Below are 18,524 nucleotides of genomic sequence, written 5' to 3'. Positions count from 1 at the left end.
CCTCGGCAAACGTTCGAAATCTCCTGGGGGAATACCGGTCGGGCCGGGTGGGAAGTCCCGGAATTATTCGCTCTTGTTGTACTTCAGCACGCTGAGCGGCACGAAGACCACCAGCAGCACCGCGCAGGAGAGCAGCGCGGGGCCGAGCTCCGAGGTGCCGCCGTCGCTCATCAGGTCACGGGTGGCCGTGACCACGTGTCCGATCGGGTTGATGTCGACGAACGCCTTCAACCAGCCCGGCATGGTGGCCGGCATGACGAAGATGTTGCTGGCGAAGGTCAGCAGCGACAGCAGCAGCATGCCGAGCGCGGACACGGCCTGCGGCGTGCGCAGCACCAGGCCGAGCAGGGTCCAGACCCAGGAGACGCAGAAGCCGAACAGCATGGCGAGCAGGATGCCGCCAATGACGCCGAGCGCTCCGCCGTGCGGCCGGAAGCCCAGCGCGAGCCCGACGGCGACCACCACCACCGAGGAGATCGCGTAGCGGACCAGGTCGCCGATCAGCGCTCCGGTCAGCGGCGACGGCCGCCAGATCGGCAGCGACCGGAACCGGTCGAAGACGCCCTGCTGGAGGTCGGTGGTGAGGGCCACGGCGGTCTGCGTGGAGATGAACAGCACGCCCTGCACCAGGATGCCGGGCAGCAGGAACTGCAGGTACTCCCGGGCGGTGCCGGAGATCGCGCCGCCGAACAGGTAGGTGAAGATCAGCGTGAACATCACCGGGGTGATGGTCGCGTTGAACATCTGCCCGGGCGAGCGCTTGATCTTCACCAGCGCCCGCCAGCCCAGGGTGACCGAGGTCGACAGGGCGCCGGGGCGGCGCGCCGGGCGGGTGTCCTCGCCCAGGACCCGGTGGAGCCTCAGCTCCGGGTTGGCCGGGTGGGTGGCGGTGGTCATCCGATCTCCTCCGTCATCAACTCGGCGGCCTTCGCCATCAGCTCGCCGTCCTGTGCCTGGTCCCGGCGTCCGGCGGACTTCGCGGCCGCCGCCCGGCCGCCGCGCTGCCGGCCGGGTTTGCCGCCGCCCTGGCGCCCCGGCCTGCCGCCGCCCCGGCCGGGCTTGCCGGCCTGGGCGGTCTCCGTGGCGGCCGGCCGGCCGGTCAGGGCCAGGAACACCTCGTCCAGGCTCGGCCGCTCCATGGCGAAGTCCTCCACCTCGACGGACCGGGTGAGTTCGCCGAGCGCCTGCGCCACCTGCCGCGGATCGGTGCCGCGGGCGGTGAGTTCGGCCCGGCCGGTGGCTTCGACGGTGACGCCGAGGGCCCCGGCCAGGATGCCGGTGGCGGTCGGCAGGTCCCCCGGGTCGCGCAGTTCGACGCGGAGCGAGCCGCTGCCCACCGAGGCCTTCAGCTCGCCGGGGGTGCCCTCGGCCACCAGCTTCCCGTGGTCGATGACCGCGACCCGCTGGGCGAGTTGGTCGGCCTCCTCCAGGTACTGGGTGGTGAGCAGCACGGTGGTGCCGCGTTCGACGGTGGCGCGCACGATGTCCCAGACCTCGTTGCGGCTGCGCGGGTCGAGTCCGGTGGTCGGCTCGTCGAGGAACATCAGCTGGGGCCGCACGATGAGTCCGGCCGCGACGTCGAGCCGGCGCCGCATCCCGCCGGAGTAGCCGCGGGCCGGCCGGTCGGCCGCGTCGACCAGGTCGAACGCCTCCAGCAGATCGCGGGCCCGCTCGCGGGCGGCCGGCGGCCGGTAGCCGCGCAGCCGGGCCAGCAGCACCAGGTTCTCCACCCCGGTGAGCTCGTTGTCGATGCTGGCGAACTGGCCGGTGAGGCTGATCTGTTCGCGCACCCGGTCGGGTTCGCGGACGACGTCGTGGCCCAGCACCCGGGCGGTGCCGGCATCCGGGGCCAGCAGCGTCGCCAGGACGCGCAGGGTCGTGGTCTTGCCGGCACCGTTGGGTCCCAGGACTCCGTAGACGGCACCGGCCGGGACGGCCAGGTCGAGACCGTCGACGGCGGTGGTGGCCCCGAAGGACTTCACCAGGCCGACGGTCTCGACCGCGAGTTCATTGCTCACGTTCACCCTTGAGGTCGCTTGCGGCTGAAGTGGTGGGCGAGGCCGGCGAACCGGCCCGCCCCGGTCTGCGGCCCGCGCCGGAACCCTGGCGACTGCGTCCGGCCCGCTGCTGCGCGGCCTGGGCGGACCGCAGTCCGAGGTCGTAGGCGATGTCCTGCCAGGTCAGGCCGAGGTCCCGGGCGACGAACATCAGGCTCGCTTCCAGGACGTCGAGGTCGGCGCGGGCCCGGGCTATCAGGGTCAGGGCCGCCATCACGTCGAGCTGCTCCACCTCGGGCGCGGCCTCGGACCGCCCGTTGCCGGCGGCGCGGGAGGCGACCAGGTGGATGGCCTCCTGGGCGGTGAGGCCGCCGGGTGCGCCGGAAGCCCCCGGCTCCCGGGCGGCGGCGAAGCGCTCGGCCAGGTGGCGCAGCGCCACGTGTTCGCGCCGAGCGCGGGCCTGGTCGGGGTCTTCGGCGCGGAACAGGGCCTCGGATGCGTCAGCGTGCTCAGTCACGCGTGCATGCTGCCGCCATCAACAGACGCTTGTCAACACCGCGTTGAAAAGCCGTCAGTTGATCGTCAGCTTGTTCGTCGCCAGCTTGTTCGACTCGACGCCGGACGACCCGCCGCGGTGACCGGTACGGCACCGGCGAAGGACTGCGCCGCGGCCAGGAGCGCGGCGTTCTCGGCGGCCGAACCGACCGTCACCCGCACCCCCTCGTCCGGGAAGGCGCGGACCAGCACCCGCCGGTCCCGGCAGTGCCCGGCGAACGGTACGGCGGCCGAACCGATCGGCAGCCAGAGGAAGTTGGCCGCGCTCTCCGGCACCTCCCAGCCGCCGTCGAGCAGCGCGGTCCGCACCCGGTCCCGCTCCCCGGCGATCCACCGGGCCCGCCGCAGCAGCTCCGGCTGCCCGTCCAGCGCGGCCAGCGCGGCCCGCTGGGCGAGCGCGGTGACCGCGTACGGGACGGCGACCCGACCCAGCAGGTCGGCGACCGGCTCGGCCGACACGCAGTAGCCGACCCGCAGGCCGGCCAGGCCGTACGCCTTCGAGAACGTCCGCAGGGCGACCACGTTGCCGCGCCCCTGCCGCAGCCGCTCCCGGACCAGCCCGACGCCGTCGAGCGGGTCGGGGCCGGCGGCGAACTCCGCGTACGCCTCGTCCAGCACGATCAGCACCTGCGGCGGCACCTCGGCGATGAACCGCTCGACCTCGGTGCGGCTCAGGGCCGTTCCGGTCGGGTTGTTGGGGCTGCACACGAAGACCAGCCGGGTGCGGTCGGTGATCGCCGCCGCCATCGCCGGCAGGTCCAGGGTGTGTCGCGCGGTCAGCGGCACCTGGCGCACCACGGCGCCGGCGATCCCGGCGAGCGCCGGGTAGACCTCGAACGAGCGCCAGGGGACGAGCACTTCGTCACCGGCCGCACAGGCGATCTGGATCAGTTGCAGGCACAGGCTGACCGAGCCGGCCCCCAGGCTGACGCACTCGGGCGCCACCCGGTAGCGCTCGGCGAGCCGGGCGGTGAGCTCCGCGGCGGAGTTGTCCGGGTAGCGGTGCGACCCGGCGGCCGCGGCCGCGATCGCGTCCAGCACGGCGGTGGGCGGCCCGAACGGGGATTCGTTGCTGTCCAGGGCGATCATCCCGGCGTCGGCCGGTCGGCCGCGGAACCGCGGCAGCCCGCCGAGGTCCGGCCGCAGCCGCGGTCCGGCCAACCCCGGACCGCGCTCGGTGCCGGCCGGGGAGGTCACTGCGCGCGGCGGTCCGGGCCACCGGCCGCCGAGTCCATCGCGTCCACCAGGCTCTTGGGACGCATGTCCGTCCAGTGCGTCTCGATGTAGTCCAGGCACTCCGCCCGGCCGGCCTCGCCGAAGACCGTGTCCCAGCCCGCCGGGACGTCCACGATCACCGGCCAGAGCGAGTACTGGAGCTCGTCGTTGCGCAGTACTAGGTACGACGCACCCTCGTCCTCGAACGGATTCGCCATCGCCTTTCCCGTCCTTTCTTTTCCGGCTCTTTCCGGGGCCGGGACCTTTTCCCGGCGCCTTTGGCTCTTTTCCCGGCGCCTCGGCTTTCCCAGGGCCAGGAAAGCGTCTCACGACAATTTCGGCACAACAAGGCCGTCGAGCACGAGGCGGATCAGTCCGGCGGCATTCTCGGCGAGGAAGAAATGCCCGCCCGGGAACACCCGGACGTCGAAGGCGCCGCCGCTGAACTGCCGCCAGTCGGCGGCGTGCTCCGGCCCGGCGGTCGGGTCGGCACTCCCCATCAGCACGGTGACCGGCAGCTCGGCGCGGGCGCCGGGTGCCGGCCGGTAGTCGGCCAGCACCCGGTAGTCGGCCCGCAGTGCCGCCACGGCCGCCGCCAGCGCGGGGGCGTCCGACAGCAGACGGTCGTCGGTGCCGCCGAGCCGGCGCAGCTCGGCGATCAGCTCCGCATCTGTCCACTGCCGCTTCCCGGCCGCCTCGCGCGGGCGCGACGGCGCCCGACTACCGGACACGAACAGCCGGTCGACGGACCCCGGCCGCTCGGCTTCCAGCAGCCGCACGGTCTCGAAGGCGACCAGGGCGCCCATGCTGTGCCCGAGCACCGCGGTCGGCAGGCCCGGGTCGGCCGCCAGCGCGTCAGCCGCACCGCGCGCCAGCGCGTGCAGGTCGGTGGCGGACGGCTCGGCACGGCGCCACTGGCGGCCCGGGTACTGGACGCCGACCACCTCCAGGCCGGGCGGCGCGGCCGCCGCCAGCGAGAGGAACGACCCCGCGGAACCGCCGGCGTGCGGGAAGCAGACCAGCCGGAACCGCGATTCCCGGCCGGGGTTGAAGGGCATCGTCCACTTACCGCCGCCCCGGTTGCCGGTGTCAATTCCCACGGCGAATCCCCCGATCGTTGTCGATTCCGGTCCGAGCCGCTTCCGAATGGTCGCCCGGATATTCCTCGGCCCAGTCCGGGCATTCCTCCCGCAAATGGGCGGCCAGCGCACTGGGGCTGGGGAAGTCGAAGATCAGGGTCGAGCTCAGCGACAGGCCGGTGGCCGCGGCGATGCGGTTGCGCAGTTCGATCGCCCCCAACGAGTCGAAGCCCAGCTGGGGGAAGAACGCCTCGGGCGGGACGTCCGCCGCCGACGCGTGGCCGAGCACCGCGGCGGCCTCGGCGCGCACCAGGTCCAGCAGGGTCCGGGCGCGGCCGGGCGGGGTCGGCGCGGCGGCCGCCACCGAGGTGCTCTCCGAGCGGTTCTCCGAGGTGTTCTCCGACGCGGCGCGGGCGGCCCGGCCCCGATCCGCTCCCGGGCGGCCCGCAGGCTGCGGGTCGGTGAGGGCGGCCGCGACGACGGTCGGCCCAGCTGCCGCGAGGGCCTCGTCGAACAGGGCGAGGCCGCGCTCCGCCGACAGCGCGTGGATGCCCTGGCGGGCGAGCCGCTCGTGGTCCCGGGCGCGCAGCCGCCCGGTGATGCCGCTCGCCGGCTCCCACAGGCCCCAGGCGATCGACAGCGCGGGCCGATCCGCTCCGTGGCGCTGCTCGGCCAGCGCGTCCAGGAAGGCGTTGGCGGCCGCGTAGTTCCCCTGCCCGGCCGATCCGGTCACGCCGGCCACCGACGAGAACAGCACGAAGGCCGACAGGTCGAGGTCCGCGGTCAGCTCGTGCAGGTTCAGCGCGGCGTCCGCCTTGGCCCGCAACACCTCCGCCAGCGCCTCCGGCGTCAGCGAGCCGATCACCGCGTCCCGGGTGGTCCCCGCCGCGTGCACCACCGCGCCGATCCGCACACCGCGCCCGGCGAGGCCGGCCAGCAGCTCCCCGACCGCCGCCCGGTCTCCGGCGTCCACCGCCGCGACGCTCACCTCAGCACCCAACTTCCCGAGCTCTTCGACCAGTTCGGCACTGCCGGGGGTGTCGGTGCCGCGCCGGCCGACCAGCACCAGCTGCCGCACGTCGTACCGGGTCACCAGGTGCCGGGCGACCAGGCCGCCCAGCGTGCCGAGCCCGCCGGTGATCAGCACCGCGCGGTCGCGGTCGAAGTCCCTGACGGTGAGCACCACCTTGCCGATGTGCCGGGCCTCCGCCAGGTGGCGGAAGGCGGCCGGGGCGGCCCGCAGATGGCGGGTGGTGACCGGCGGCGGCGTCAGCACCTCCTCGTCGAACAGCCGCAGCAGCTCGGTGAACATCCGCTGGATGCCGTCCGGACCGGCCTGCCGGATGTCGAAGACGGTGTACTCGACGCCGCCGTACGCACCGGCGACGGCCTCGGGATCGCGCTGGTCCGTCTTGCCCATCTCCAGGAACCGGCCGCCCGGCGCCAGCAGCCGGAGCGAGGCGTCGGTGAGCGCGCCGGCCAACGAGTTCAGCACCACGTCCAGGCCGTGACCGCCGGAGCGGGTGCGGACGGCCGCCTCGAAGGAGTCGTCGCGGGAGGACGCGATGTGCGCCGGATCGACGCCCATCGCCCGCAGCGCGGGCCACTTCGCGGGGCTCGCGGTGGCGAAGACCTCCGCCCCCAGATGCCGGGCGAGCTGCCGGGCGGCGATGCCGACCGCACCGGTCGCCGTGTGCACCAGCACGCGCTCCCCGGCCCGCAGCCGCCCCAGCTCGACCAGCCCGTAGTAGGCGGTGAGGAAGCCCACCGGCACGGCCGCCGCCTGGGCGAAGGACCAGCCCGCCGGGATCCGGCAGAGCAGCCGCCGGTCGGTGACCGAGACCGGCCCGATCCCGTCGAAGAGGCCCATCACCCGGTCCCCCGGCCGCAGTTCACCGACCCCGGGGCCGACCTCCAGCACCACGCCGGCACCCTCGACGCTCTGCTGCTCGACGTCCTCGGGCAGGCCCGCCCTGGGGTCCACCACACCGAGGGTCAGCAGCACGTCGCGGAAGTTGACGCCGGCCGCGTGCAGGGCCACCCGCACCCGGCCCGCGCCGAGCGGCGCGTCGGCCTCCGGCCAGTCCGTCAGCGCCAGGTCGTCCGGGGTGCCGCGCCCCACGAAGTCCAGCCGCCAGGCCGCGTCACCGGGCGGCGGCGCGAGCAGCCGGTCGGCCACCGGGGTCAGCTCAGGGGTCAGGAACCCGCCCCGGCGCACGGCGCCCTGGGGTACGCGGGAGCGGATCGCCCGGCCGAGGGCGGCCGCCGACTCCGGGTGCGTGTCGACGTCCAGCAGTTGGAGCCGCCCGGGCTCCTCCTGCTGGGCACACCGCACCAGCCCCCAGACGGCCGCGGCGGCCGGGTCCGGCTCGGGGTCGGCCGTTCCGGTGCGCACGGCGCCGCCGGTCAGCACGGCGATCCGGCAGCGCGCCAGCGCCGGCTCGGACAGCAGCCCCTGAACCGTGGTGAGCACGCCGGTGGTGGTGTCGTGCAAGGCCTGCCGACGGGCCCCGCCGGAGGCGGCGGGCGGGCAGACGACCAGCACCACATCGGGCGTCCGTCCGGTCGTCCCGCGGAGCAACCCGGCGACGTCCGGGTAGCGTTCGGCGCCCAGGGCGGCCCCCAGGACAGCGCCCGGGGCGGCGGCGAGGGATCCGGGCGGGAGCGGCGAATCCGGCGAACCGTGCGCAGCGTCGGCAGTGATCAGTGCGATCCGTTCCGCACCCCGCCCGTCTGCACCCCGGTCGCCCTCCGGCAGGTGGGTGGCCGACCAGCTCAGCCGGCGCAGCACGTCGGGAGCCCGTACCACTGAAGGAGATTGACGGAGCGTCAGCGACTCCACCGACAGCACCGGCCGACCGTCCGCATCGGCGATCCGGATGGCCACCTGGTCGGGGCCGACCGGCGTCAGCCGGACCCGCAGTGGACCAGTGGCCGGTGCCCGGTGCCGGGTGATGCCCTGCCAGAGGAACGGGATGCGGGCCCCTGGGCCCGGCACCTCCCGGGCCAGACCGAGGAGTTCGATCGGGTGCAGCGCCGCGTCCAGCAGCGCGGGGTGCAGGCCGAAGTGCCCGGTCTCGGCACTGATCGCAGCCGGCGCGACCAGCTCCGCGCAGCAGCCGTCGGCCGTGCGCCAGAGCGCCCGCAGTCCGCGGAAGGCCGGCCCGTAGCCGAGGCCGCGGGCGGCGAGGGCGGCGTAGTCCTGATCGCCGTCCAGCGGCAGCGGCTCGGCACCGGGTGGCGGCCACGCGGCGGACGGGACCGGGTCGGCGGCGGAACCGGACTCGGGCTCGGACGCGACCTTGGACTCGGACTCGGACTCGGGCTCGGACTCGGGCTCGGGCTCGGCAGGAGCCAGCACGCCGGTCGCCCTGCGCTCCCACTCGGCGGCGGGATCCGCGACCGGCCGGCTGAACAGCGCGAACGGGCGGCGCCCGGCAGCGTCCACGGCCCGGACCACCAGGCGCAGTTCGGCGGCGGCCCGGTCAGGCCCCCGGTCGGACCCCAACGGCAGCGGGCTCTCCAGCACCAGCTCGGCCACCCGGTCGCAGCCCGCCGGCCGCGCGACCTGGCAGGCGAGTTCGGCGACCAGGGCACCCGGGGCGATGGCCCGCCCGGCCACCACGTGGTCGCCGAGCCAGCGGAACCGGGCCGGGTCGAGCCGGCCGGACCACACCAGCTCGCCGGTTTCGGGCAGGTCCAGCGGCCCATCCAGCACCGGGTGGCCCGCGTCGCGCGTGGAACCCGCGCCCTGTTCTTCGGCCCGGTCCTCGGTGCCGTCCTCGGTGGGGTTGAGCCAGTACCTGCGGCGTTCGAAGGGATAGGTCGGCAGGGTGGTCAGCTCGCCGCCCCAGGCCGTCGCCACCGCCGGCCAGTCCACCTCCAGACCCGAGGCGAAGCCGGCGGCCAGTGCGTTCGCCACGGTCCGGGCCTCGTCCCGGGCACCGCGCAGCAGCGGTACCGGCACCGGGCGGTCGAGCTCCGCGGGCTCGTCGAGGCCGGCCAGGACCGCCGAGGCCATCGCGGACAGCGTGCTGTCGGGGCCGATCTCCACGAAGTGCCGTCCCCCGGCCGCGCGGGCCGCGGCGATCCCGTCCGCGAACCGGACCGGGCGCCGGATGTGCTCCGCCCAGTACTCGGGCGACATCAGATCCGCCGCCTCGGCCGCCCGGCCCGTCAGCGTGGAGATCACCGGCAGGGTCGGCCGGTGGTAGGCCACCTCTGCCGCGATCCGGGTGAACTCCGCCAGCACCGGAGCCATCAGCGGGGAGTGGAAGGCATGGCTCACGGTCAGCGGCACCGTCCGGTGTCCGGCGGCCGCCAACTGCGCCACCACCGCGGAGACCGCCTCGGCCTCGCCCGAAACCACCACCGCGGCCGGGCCGTTGACGGCGGCGATCCCCACCCGGTCCGCCAATCCCGTGAGCAGCGGCTCGACTTCGGCCAGCGGGGCGCGCACCGAGACCATCGCACCGCCGGGCGGCAGCGACTGCATCAGCCGGCCCCGGGCGGCCACCAGCTTGGCCGCGTCCGCCAGCGAGAAGACGCCCGCGACCTGCGCGGCGACCAGCTCACCGACCGAGTGGCCGAGCACCAGGTCCGGTCGGACGCCCCAGGACCGCACCAGCTGGAACAGCGCGTACTCGGTGGCGAACAGCGCGGGCTGGGTGAAGCCGGTCCGGTCCAGCTCCGTCGCCTCGGCGGCCGCCGGGTGGGCGAACACCACGGACGCCAGCGGGCGGTCCAGGTACGGATCGAACGCGGCGCAGGCCTCGTCGAACGCCGCCGCGTACACCGGGAACCGCTGGTGGAGCTGCCGACCCATCCGGGGCCGCTGGGTGCCCTGCCCGGCGAACATGAACACGCGGCGCCCGGTGCCGGCCGGCGTCACCGTGCCCAGCGACAGGCCCGCCGCCGTGCGGTCCTCGGCCAGCGCCGCCAGTGCGGCCCGGTAGTCGCCGTCCGGATCCGCCAGCACGGCGGCCCGGTGGTCGAAGCCGTGCTGGATGCGGGCGGCGGTGTAGGCGACCGAGGCCGGGTCGACCGGCGTGCCCAGGTCACCGGGCGCCGCCAGGTGGTCGTGCAGCCGGCGGGCGTGGGCGCGCAGTGCCGTCGCCGTCTTCGCGGACAGCACCAGCGGAAGCCCGCCCGGGTGCACCGGCCGGGCAGGTCGCGGATCGGCGGGCGGTTCTTCGAGGATGACGTGGGCGTTGGTCCCGGAGATGCCGAACGAGGACACCCCCGCCCGCCGCGGCGCCCCCGGCGCCGGCACCCACTCCCGCGCCTCCGTCAACAACCGCACATCACCCGACGACCAATCCACCCCACCCACCGGCTCCACCACATGCAACGTCCGCGGCAACACCCCATGCCGCATCGCCATCACCATCTTGATCACCCCACCCACACCCGCAGCCCCCTGCGCATGCCCCACATTCGACTTCAACGACCCCAACCACAACGGCCGCCCCACCCCCCGACCCCCACCAAACACATCCACCAACGCCTGCGCCTCAATCGGATCCCCCAACCGCGTCCCCGTCCCATGCCCCTCCACCACATCCACATCCCCAACCCCCAACCCCGCCGACCGCAACGCCGCCCGCACCACCCGCCGCTGCGCCCCACCACTCGGCGCCGTCAACCCATTCGACGCCCCATCCGAATTCACCGCCGAACCCGCCACCACCGCCAACACCCGATGCCCCAACCGCCGCGCATCCGACAACCGCTCCACCAACAACACCCCCACCCCCTCACCCCACCCCGTCCCACCCGCATCCGACGAAAACGACCGACACCGACCATCCCCCGCCAACCCACCCTGCCGAGAAAACTCCACAAAAGCCCCCGGCGTCCCCATCACCGTCACCCCACCCACCAACGCCAACCCACACTCACCCGACCGCAACGACTGCACCGCCAAATGCAACGCCACCAACGACGACGAACACGCCGTATCCACCGAAACCGACGGCCCCTCCAACCCCAACACATACGAAATCCGACCCGACGCCATCCCCACCGCCGAACCCGTCAACAAATACCCAGCCGACCCACCACCCCCCTCCCACAACCGCGGCCCGTACTCATACGCCATCCCCCCCACAAAAACCCCCACCCCACCAGAACCCCGCAACCCACCAGCCCCCACCCCAGCCCGCTCCAACACCTCCCACGCACACTCCAACAACAACCGCTGCCCCGGATCCACCCCCGCCGCCTCCCGCGGCGACACACCGAAAAACCCCGCATCAAACAACCCCACACCCTCAACAAAACCCCCCACCCGCACCCCACACACCTCACCCGACAACACCCCAACACCCCACCCACGATCCACCGGAAAACCCGACACCCCATCCCCACCCGACACCACCAAATCCCACAAACCCTCCGGCGAAACCACCCCACCCGGAAAACGACAAGCCATCCCCACAATCACCACCGGATCCGAACCACCCACCACCGGAACAGGAACCGGAGCCGACGGGACGGGGACCGGCTCCGGCCCCTCAGCGGCGTCCCGAGCGGTGTCCCGCAGGAACGACCCCAGGTACTCACCGAGCGCCGTCGGCGACGGGTGGTCGAAGACCACGGTCGGCGGCAGCCGGAAGCCCGTCACCTCGCACAGCCGGTTCCGCAACTCCACCGACATCAGGGAGTCGAACCCCAGATCCCGGAACGCCACCCCCGCGTCGAAACCGCCCCCGCCCAGCACCTCGGCGGCGATCGACACCACCAGCTGTCGGGCGGCCACCACCCGTTCGCTGTCGGGCAGTTCGGCCATCCGACGGCTCCAGGCCGTGCCGTCCCGGCCGGCGCCGACCGCCGTGGCGACGGCCGACTCCACGGCCGGCTCCACGCCGGACTCCACGGCCGCCTCCACGACGGGCTCCACCGCCGACACCAGCTCGCGCAGCAGTGCCCGTACCTTCGGCGCGCTCCGCAGCGCCGCCAGGTCGAGCCCGGGCGCCACCAGGGCCGGGCGGTCCAGCGCGCGGGCGGCGTCGAAGAGCCGCAGGCCGTGCTCGGCGTCGATCGGGCGCAGGCCGACCCGGGCGAGGCGTTCGAGGTCGCGCGCCGCCAACCGGCCCGCCATGCCGTCCGCGAGGTCCCACAGGCCCCACGCCAGCGAGCGGGCCGGGAGGCCGAGGTCGGCGCGGTGTTCGGCGAGGGCGTCCAGGAAGGTGTTGGCCAGGCTGTAGTTGCCCTGCCCGGCGGTGCCGAGGGTGCCGGAGACGGACGAGAGGAGCTCGAAGAAGGCGAGCGGGGTGTCCAGGGTCAGCTCGTGCAGGTTCCAGGCCGCGTCGACCTTCGGGCTTATCACCTCGGTGAGTTGACGATCCGTCATCGATCGGACGGTCGCGTCCTGGACGATGCCGGCGGCGTGGACGACGCCGACCAGCGGATGCTCGGCGGGAAGGCCGGCCAGCACCGTCCGCAGCGCGTCCCGGTCGGCGCAGTCGCAGGCGGCGATCCGCACCTGGGCACCCGCGCTCCGCAGCTCGGCGGCCAACTCGGCGGCGCCCGGGGCGTGTTCGCCGCGCCGGCTGGTCAGCAGCAGGTGCCGCACGCCGTGCCGGGCCACCAGGTGCCGGGCCACCAGGGCGCCGAGCGCGCCGGTGCCGCCGGTCACCAGGACGGTGCCGTCGGCCACCCCAACGGCGCCGGACACCACAGCGTTGCCGGCCGGAGCCGCCGCCTCGTACGGGCCGAGCCGGACCAGTCGGGGCACGAACAACTCCCCGCCACGCAGAGCAACTTCGGGCTCACCGCAGGCCAGCGCCGCGCGCACCGCCCGGTCCGGGAGCCCGGCCAGGTCGGCGTCCCGGTCCACGTCCAGCAACAGGAAGCGGCCGGGCTCCTCCGCCTGGGCGCTGCGCACCAGACCCCAGAGCGGCGCCTGCACCAGCGCCGGCGCGCCCTGGTCGGCGGCCGAGGTGCGGACCGCGCCGCGCGTCACCAGCACCAACCGGGTGTCGGCGAACCGGGCGTCGGCCAGCCAGGCCTGGAGCAGGGCGAGCGTCTCGCTGGCCGTACGGTGCACCTCGCCGGGCAGGCTCGCCTCCTGGGCGGCACCGGTCGGGAAGCAGGGCACCAGGACGGCGGCGGGCGGGGCTTCGCCGCCGTCGACCCGCGCGCCCAGCCCGGCCAGGGCGGCCACGGCAGGAACGCTCGCGGCGCGGTCGAGCAGCCAGCGGTCGCCGGCTTCCCGGTCCGCCGTCACCAGCGGGCGCCAGGCCACCTGGAACAGTCCGTCCTCGACCGGAGCGGCCCCGGCGGCCCGCAGCACCAGCGCGTCCACGGCGGCCAGCGGCGTGCCGTGTTCGTCGGCGATCCGCAGCGACACCGTGTCGGTGCCGGCGGGCGACACCCGCACCCGCAGTCGGCTCGCGCCGCCGCCGTACATCCGCACGCCGCTCCAGGAGAACGGCAGCCGGACGGCACCGTCGCCCTCGGCGGCCGCCAGCACCGCGGCGTGCAGCGCCGCGTCCAGCAGCGCGGGGTGCAGGCCGTAGCCCGCGGTGTCGGTGCCGTCGGGCAGCCGGAGGTCGAGGTACTGGTCCGCGCCGAGCCGCCAGGCGGCCCGCAGCCCCTGGAACGCCGGGCCGTACTGGTAGCCGAGCTCGGCCAACCGCTGGTAGACGCCGTCCAGTTCGACCGGCTCGGCGCCCGGCGGCGGCCAGGCGGCCGGCTCGAAGTCGGCGGCCGACCGGGGTGCGCGCGGTGCCAGGGTGCCGGTGGCCCGGCGGGTCCACTCCCCCGGTTCACGGGCGTCGCCCGGGCGCGCGTAGACGCTGAAAGGCTGCTCGCCGGAGGCGTCGGCCGCGCCGATGACGTACTGGAGCTGGACGGTGCCGCCGTCCGCCGGGATGTGGATCGGAGCCTGCTGCACCAGCTCGGCGACCGTCGCGGCGCCGTCCGACCCCGCGGCGTGGGCAGCGAGTTCGACCAGCGCGGTGCCGGGCAGCACGGCCGTCCCGCGGATCGTGTGGTCCGCCAGCCACGGGTGGGTGAGGGTCGACAGCGAGCCGGTCAGCACCCGTGCCTCGCGGTCCGCCAGGGTGACGGCGGTGTCCAGCAGCGGGTGTCCCCCGGTCTGCGGCCGACCCGGCGATTCGGCGTCCAGCCAGTACCGGCGGCGTTCGAAGGGGTACGTCGGCAGCACGACCAGCGGGCGCCTGGGGGTGACGGCCGTCCAGTCCACCGGCAGCCCGCTGGTGTACGCCAGGGCCAGCACTCGGCGGAACCCGGCGGCGCTCCCGTCGCCGAGGCCGTCCAGGACCGCCACACCGTCGGTGTCCCGCTCAGCCCGGAGCGGTTCGGCGAGCCCGGCGGCGCCCGGCATCGCCAGCACCGTCCGGTAGTTGCCCCCGGTCAGGTGCCGCAGCGCCGGTGTCAGGTCGACGGGCTCGCGCAGCACCGACAGCCAGTGCTCGGCGGTCAGGCCCCGGCGCGCGTCGAGCGGCTCGCCGGTCCGGGACGAGCGGAGCGCGGCCGCCGTCCGGCCCGGGTCGGTCGCGGCCGCGAGGCTGCGCAGTTCGTCGTCACCGGCCTGCCGGACCAGGGCCGCACAGAGCCGGGCCGCGTCGTCCAGACCCAGCGCTTCCGCCACGAGGGCCGCGACGAGCTCGCCGACCCCCCGCCCCAGCACCGCGTCGGGCCGCACCCCGCACTGCGCCCAGAGCCGGGCCAGCGCGGCCCCGACCACGAACGCCACCGCCGCCGGCGGGTCGGCCGGCGTCAACTCCGCCACGTCCTGGCCGAGATACGGCTCCAGGGCGGCCGCGCACTCCCGCACCCGGGCGGCGAACACCGGCGACGCGGCCAGCAACTCACGTGCCCCAGCGGCGAGTTCGGCGACGTCACCGGCGAAGACGAACACCACCCGGCTGCGGCCGCCGGCGACACCGGCCAGCACCCTGGGGTCCGGCTCACCCGCCGCCAGCGCCGCCAGTGCGGCCCGGTAGTCGCCGTCCGGATCCGCCAGCACGGCGGCCCGGTGGTCGAAGCCGTGCTCGATGCGGGCGGCGGTGCAGGCGACCGAGGCCGGGTCGACCGGGCTGCCCAGGTCACCGGGCGCCGCCAGGTGGTCGTGCAGCCTGCGGGCGCGGGCCCGCAGCGCCGTCGCCGTCTTCGCGGACAACACCAGCGGCTGGCCGACCTCGGCCACGCCGGCCGACGGCTCGGCCGCGGCCAGCACCGGGGTCGAGGCGGAGTCGGCCGTCGCCTCGGCGACCCCGTCGAACTCCGGTGCCTCTTCGAGGATGACGTGGGCGTTGGTCCCGGAGATGCCGAACGAGGACACCCCCGCCCGCCGCGGCGCCCCCGGCGCCGGCACCCACTCCCGCGCCTCCGTCAACAACCGCACATCACCCGACGACCAATCCACCCCACCCACCGGCTCCACCACATGCAACGTCCGCGGCAACACCCCATGCCGCATCGCCATCACCATCTTGATCACCCCACCCACACCCGCAGCCCCCTGCGCATGCCCCACATTCGACTTCAACGACCCCACCCACAACGGCCGCCCCACCCCCCGACCCCCACCAAACACATCCACCAACGCCTGCGCCTCAATCGGATCCCCCAACCGCGTCCCCGTCCCATGCCCCTCCACCACATCCACATCCCCAACCCCCAACCCCGCCGACCGCAACGCCGCCCGCACCACCCGCCGCTGCGCCCCACCACTCGGCGCCGTCAACCCATTCGACGCCCCATCCGAATTCACCGCCGAACCCGCCACCACCGCCAACACCCGATGCCCCAACCGCCGCGCATCCGACAACCGCTCCACCAACAACACCCCCACCCCCTCACCCCACCCCGTCCCACCCGCATCCGACGAAAACGACCGACACCGACCATCCCCCGCCAACCCACCCTGCCGAGAAAACTCCACAAAAGCCCCCGGCGTCCCCATCACCGTCACCCCACCCACCAACGCCAACCCACACTCACCCGACCGCAACGACTGCACCGCCAAATGCAACGCCACCAACGACGACGAACACGCCGTATCCACCGAAACCGACGGCCCCTCCAACCCCAACACATACGAAATCCGACCCGACGCCATCCCCACCGCCGAACCCGTCAACAAATACCCAGCCGACCCACCACCCCCCTCCCACAACCGCGGCCCGTACTCATACGCCATCCCCCCCACAAAAACCCCCACCCCACCAGAACCCCGCAACCCACCAGCCCCCACCCCAGCCCGCTCCAACACCTCCCACGCACACTCCAACAACAACCGCTGCCCCGGATCCACCCCCGCCGCCTCCCGCGGCGACACACCGAAAAACCCCGCATCAAACAACCCCACACCCTCAACAAAACCCCCCTCCCGCACCCCACACACCTCACCCGACAACACCCCAACACCCCACCCACGATCCACCGGAAAACCCGACACCCCATCCCCACCCGACACCACCAAATCCCACAAACCCTCCGGCGAAACCACCCCACCCGGAAAACGACAAGCCATCCCCACAATCACCACCGGATCCGAACCACCCACCGACGACGACACCGGAATCGAAGCCGCACCGGATTCCTCGGAGGCCCCGCCCCGACGGGCGGCCACATAGGCGCTGAGCGCGGCCGGCGTCGGGTGGTCGAAAACCACCGTCTCCGGCAGCCGGAGGCCCGTCGCCTCGCACAGCCGGTTCCGCAACTCCACCGACATCAGGGAGTCGAACCCCAGATCCCGGAACGCCACCCCCGCGTCGAAACCGTCCTCGCCCAGCACCTCGGCGACCACGGCGAAGACGACCTCCTCGGTGGCCGCCCCGGGCGGGTTCGAGGCTCCGGCCTCCTCGGCCGCGGGCCACCAGCACCGCTCCCGCTGGAAGGCGTAGGTGGGCAGGTCCACGACCCGGGGCCGGGCGGCGGCGAAGGCCGGCCGCCAGTCCACCGGCTCGCCCCGCACATAGCGAGCGGCAGCGGCGGCCAACCCGTCGTGGCCGGCCCCGGCCTCGATCCGCGCCTCGGCCGACGCCACGGCCTCGGCCTCGGCCCCCGGTTCGACCCGACCGGTGATGACGCCGTCCCCGTCCGCTCCGGCCGCCAGGGCCTCGAGGGCCGTCCGGAAGTCCGCCGGATCCGTGGCGATGACCACCGCCCGGTGGTCGAAGGCGGTGCGGGTGGTGGCGAGCGAGTGGCCGATGTCCGCCGTCGAGTACGAGGGGTGCTGCGCCAGGTGGTCCCGCAGGCGCCCGGCCTGGTCCCGTAGGGCCCGCTCGGTGCGCGCCGACAGCACCCACGGCACCGGGCCGGTCACGGCCCGCGGCGCCTCGGCCACCGCCGCCGTCACGGCCTGCGGTGCCTCGGCTGTGGTCCCGGTCACGGCCTGCGGCGGCGCCGCCAGCACGACGTGGCAGTTGGTGCCGCCCATGCTGAACGAGGACACCCCGGCCGTCCGCTCCCCCGGTCCGGCCGACGGCCAGTCCTCCGCCCGGGTCTGCACCCGCAGCCCGAGGCCGTCGAGGTCGATCCTCGGGTTGGGCGTACGGAAGTTGAGGCTGGCCGGGATGACACCGTGGCTCAGGGCCAGGGTCACCTTCAGCAGACCGGCGATGCCGGCCGCCGCCTCCAGATGGCCGATGTTGGTCTTGACCGATCCGACCCGCAGGGGCTCGCGGTCCGCCGGGCCGGCGCCGAACGCCGCGCCCAGCGCGGCCGCCTCGACCGGGTCGCCCACCTTCGTTCCGGTGCCGTGGAGTTCGACGTACTGCACCGCCGCCGGTTCGATCCCGGCCGCGCGGTGGGCCGCCCGCAGCACCTCGGTCTGCGCCTCGGCGCGGGGCACGGTCAGCCCCTCGGCGGCACCGCCGTGGTTGACGGCGCTGCCCCTGATCACCGCGTGCACCCGGTCGCCGTCGGCCAGCGCCCTGGAGAGCCGCTTGAGCACCACCAGTCCGGCACCCTCGCCCCGGACGAAGCCGTTGGCGTCCGCGTCGAAGGCGCGGCTGCGGCCGTCCGGCGACAACCCTCCGAAGGCCTCGACCAGTTCGGCGCCGGCCTCGGTCAGGTTGAGCTGTACGCCGCCGACCAGCGCCAGCGAGGACTCGCCGCCGCGTAGGCTGGCGCAGGCCAGGTGCACCGCGACCAGGGACGAGGCCTGCCCGGCGTCGACGGTGATGCTCGGGCCGCGCAGGTCGAGGTGGTAGGAGACCCGGTTGGCCAGGATGCTGCGGTGGGTCCCGGTCATGGCGTGGTGGGTGAGCGGCGCGGCGCCGTCCCGCTGGACGACTCCCGCGTAGTCATTGGTGGAGACGCCGAGGAAGAGGCCGGTGTCGGTGCCGCCGAGCCGGGCGGGCAGCAGACCGGCCGACTCCACGGCCTCCCAAGCGAGTTCGAGCACCAGGCGCTGCTGCGGGTCCATCGCGTTCGCCTCGCGCCGGGATATCCCGAAGAAGCCGGCGTCGAACCGGTCGTGGTCGGTCAGCCGGCCCTCCCAGCGGCCGGTCCGGGGTGAGCGGCTGATCGCCGACCGGCCGTCGCGCAGCAGCTGCCAGAAGTCGCTCGGCGACGGGGCCTGGGGAAAGCGGCAGGACATGCCGATGATCGCGATCGCCTCGTCCTGGGCCGTCGTGGACGCCACCGTGCCGTCCGCCAAGATGTCCGCCACTGTCGGTTCCCCGCTCCTTCTGGTCCG

Annotated in this window: 7 protein-coding genes; all 7 read right to left on the bottom strand. The window is 74.4% G+C overall.

The annotated features are described in order from the left end of the window. Positions 1-63: 63 nt before the first annotated feature. The 7 genes from ABTY15_RS31830 to ABTY15_RS31800 all read right to left on the bottom strand — a co-directional run bounded on the left by ABTY15_RS31830 (position 64) and on the right by ABTY15_RS31800 (position 18,497). Positions 64-897: an ABC transporter permease gene (locus tag ABTY15_RS31830; protein ID WP_350602956.1), complete on the bottom strand. Its 834-nt coding sequence runs from the start codon at positions 895-897 to the stop codon at positions 64-66. Further along, a complete protein-coding gene (locus ABTY15_RS31825) occupies positions 894-2,024 on the bottom strand; it encodes an ATP-binding cassette domain-containing protein (RefSeq protein ID WP_350602953.1) in 1,131 nt (376 codons plus the stop codon). Before ABTY15_RS31825 ends, ABTY15_RS31830 begins: the two co-directional genes overlap by 4 nt. After that, positions 2,008-2,514 (bottom strand): DNA-binding protein, encoded by a 507-nt coding sequence (locus ABTY15_RS31820; protein WP_350602952.1) that lies wholly within the window; start codon positions 2,512-2,514, stop codon positions 2,008-2,010. Before ABTY15_RS31820 ends, ABTY15_RS31825 begins: the two co-directional genes overlap by 17 nt. Positions 2,515-2,579: 65 nt before the next feature. After that, positions 2,580-3,749: a histidinol-phosphate transaminase gene (locus ABTY15_RS31815; protein WP_350602950.1), complete on the bottom strand. Its 1,170-nt coding sequence runs from the start codon at positions 3,747-3,749 to the stop codon at positions 2,580-2,582. After that, positions 3,746-3,985: an MbtH family protein gene (locus tag ABTY15_RS31810; protein WP_350602949.1), complete on the bottom strand. Its 240-nt coding sequence runs from the start codon at positions 3,983-3,985 to the stop codon at positions 3,746-3,748. Before ABTY15_RS31810 ends, ABTY15_RS31815 begins: the two co-directional genes overlap by 4 nt. A 108-nt stretch (positions 3,986-4,093) precedes the next feature. Next, the gene (locus ABTY15_RS31805) at positions 4,094-4,867 is read right to left on the bottom strand and encodes a thioesterase II family protein (RefSeq protein ID WP_350602948.1); all 774 of its coding nucleotides are present in this window, start codon (positions 4,865-4,867) and stop codon (positions 4,094-4,096) included. After that, positions 4,857-18,497, bottom strand: coding sequence for an SDR family NAD(P)-dependent oxidoreductase (locus ABTY15_RS31800; protein WP_350602946.1), 13,641 nt, complete (start codon positions 18,495-18,497; stop codon positions 4,857-4,859). The genes ABTY15_RS31805 and ABTY15_RS31800 overlap by 11 nt, the downstream gene beginning before the upstream one ends. Between the last annotated feature and the right edge of the window lie 27 nt (positions 18,498-18,524).

Source organism: Kitasatospora sp. NPDC097643 (genome assembly GCF_040302625.1).
In the GTDB taxonomy this organism is placed as follows: Bacteria; Actinomycetota; Actinomycetes; order Streptomycetales; family Streptomycetaceae; genus Kitasatospora.
This window is presented reverse-complemented; position numbering and strand designations above follow the sequence as displayed.

Bases quoted from the DNA above. Each gene is read 5' to 3' on its own strand.
- ABTY15_RS31830 (WP_350602956.1), bottom strand. From the start codon at position 897: ATGACCACCGCCACCCACCCGGCCAACCCGGAGCTGAGGCTCCACCGG.
- ABTY15_RS31810 (WP_350602949.1), bottom strand. From the start codon at position 3,985: ATGGCGAATCCGTTCGAGGACGAGGGTGCGTCGTACCTAGTACTGCGC.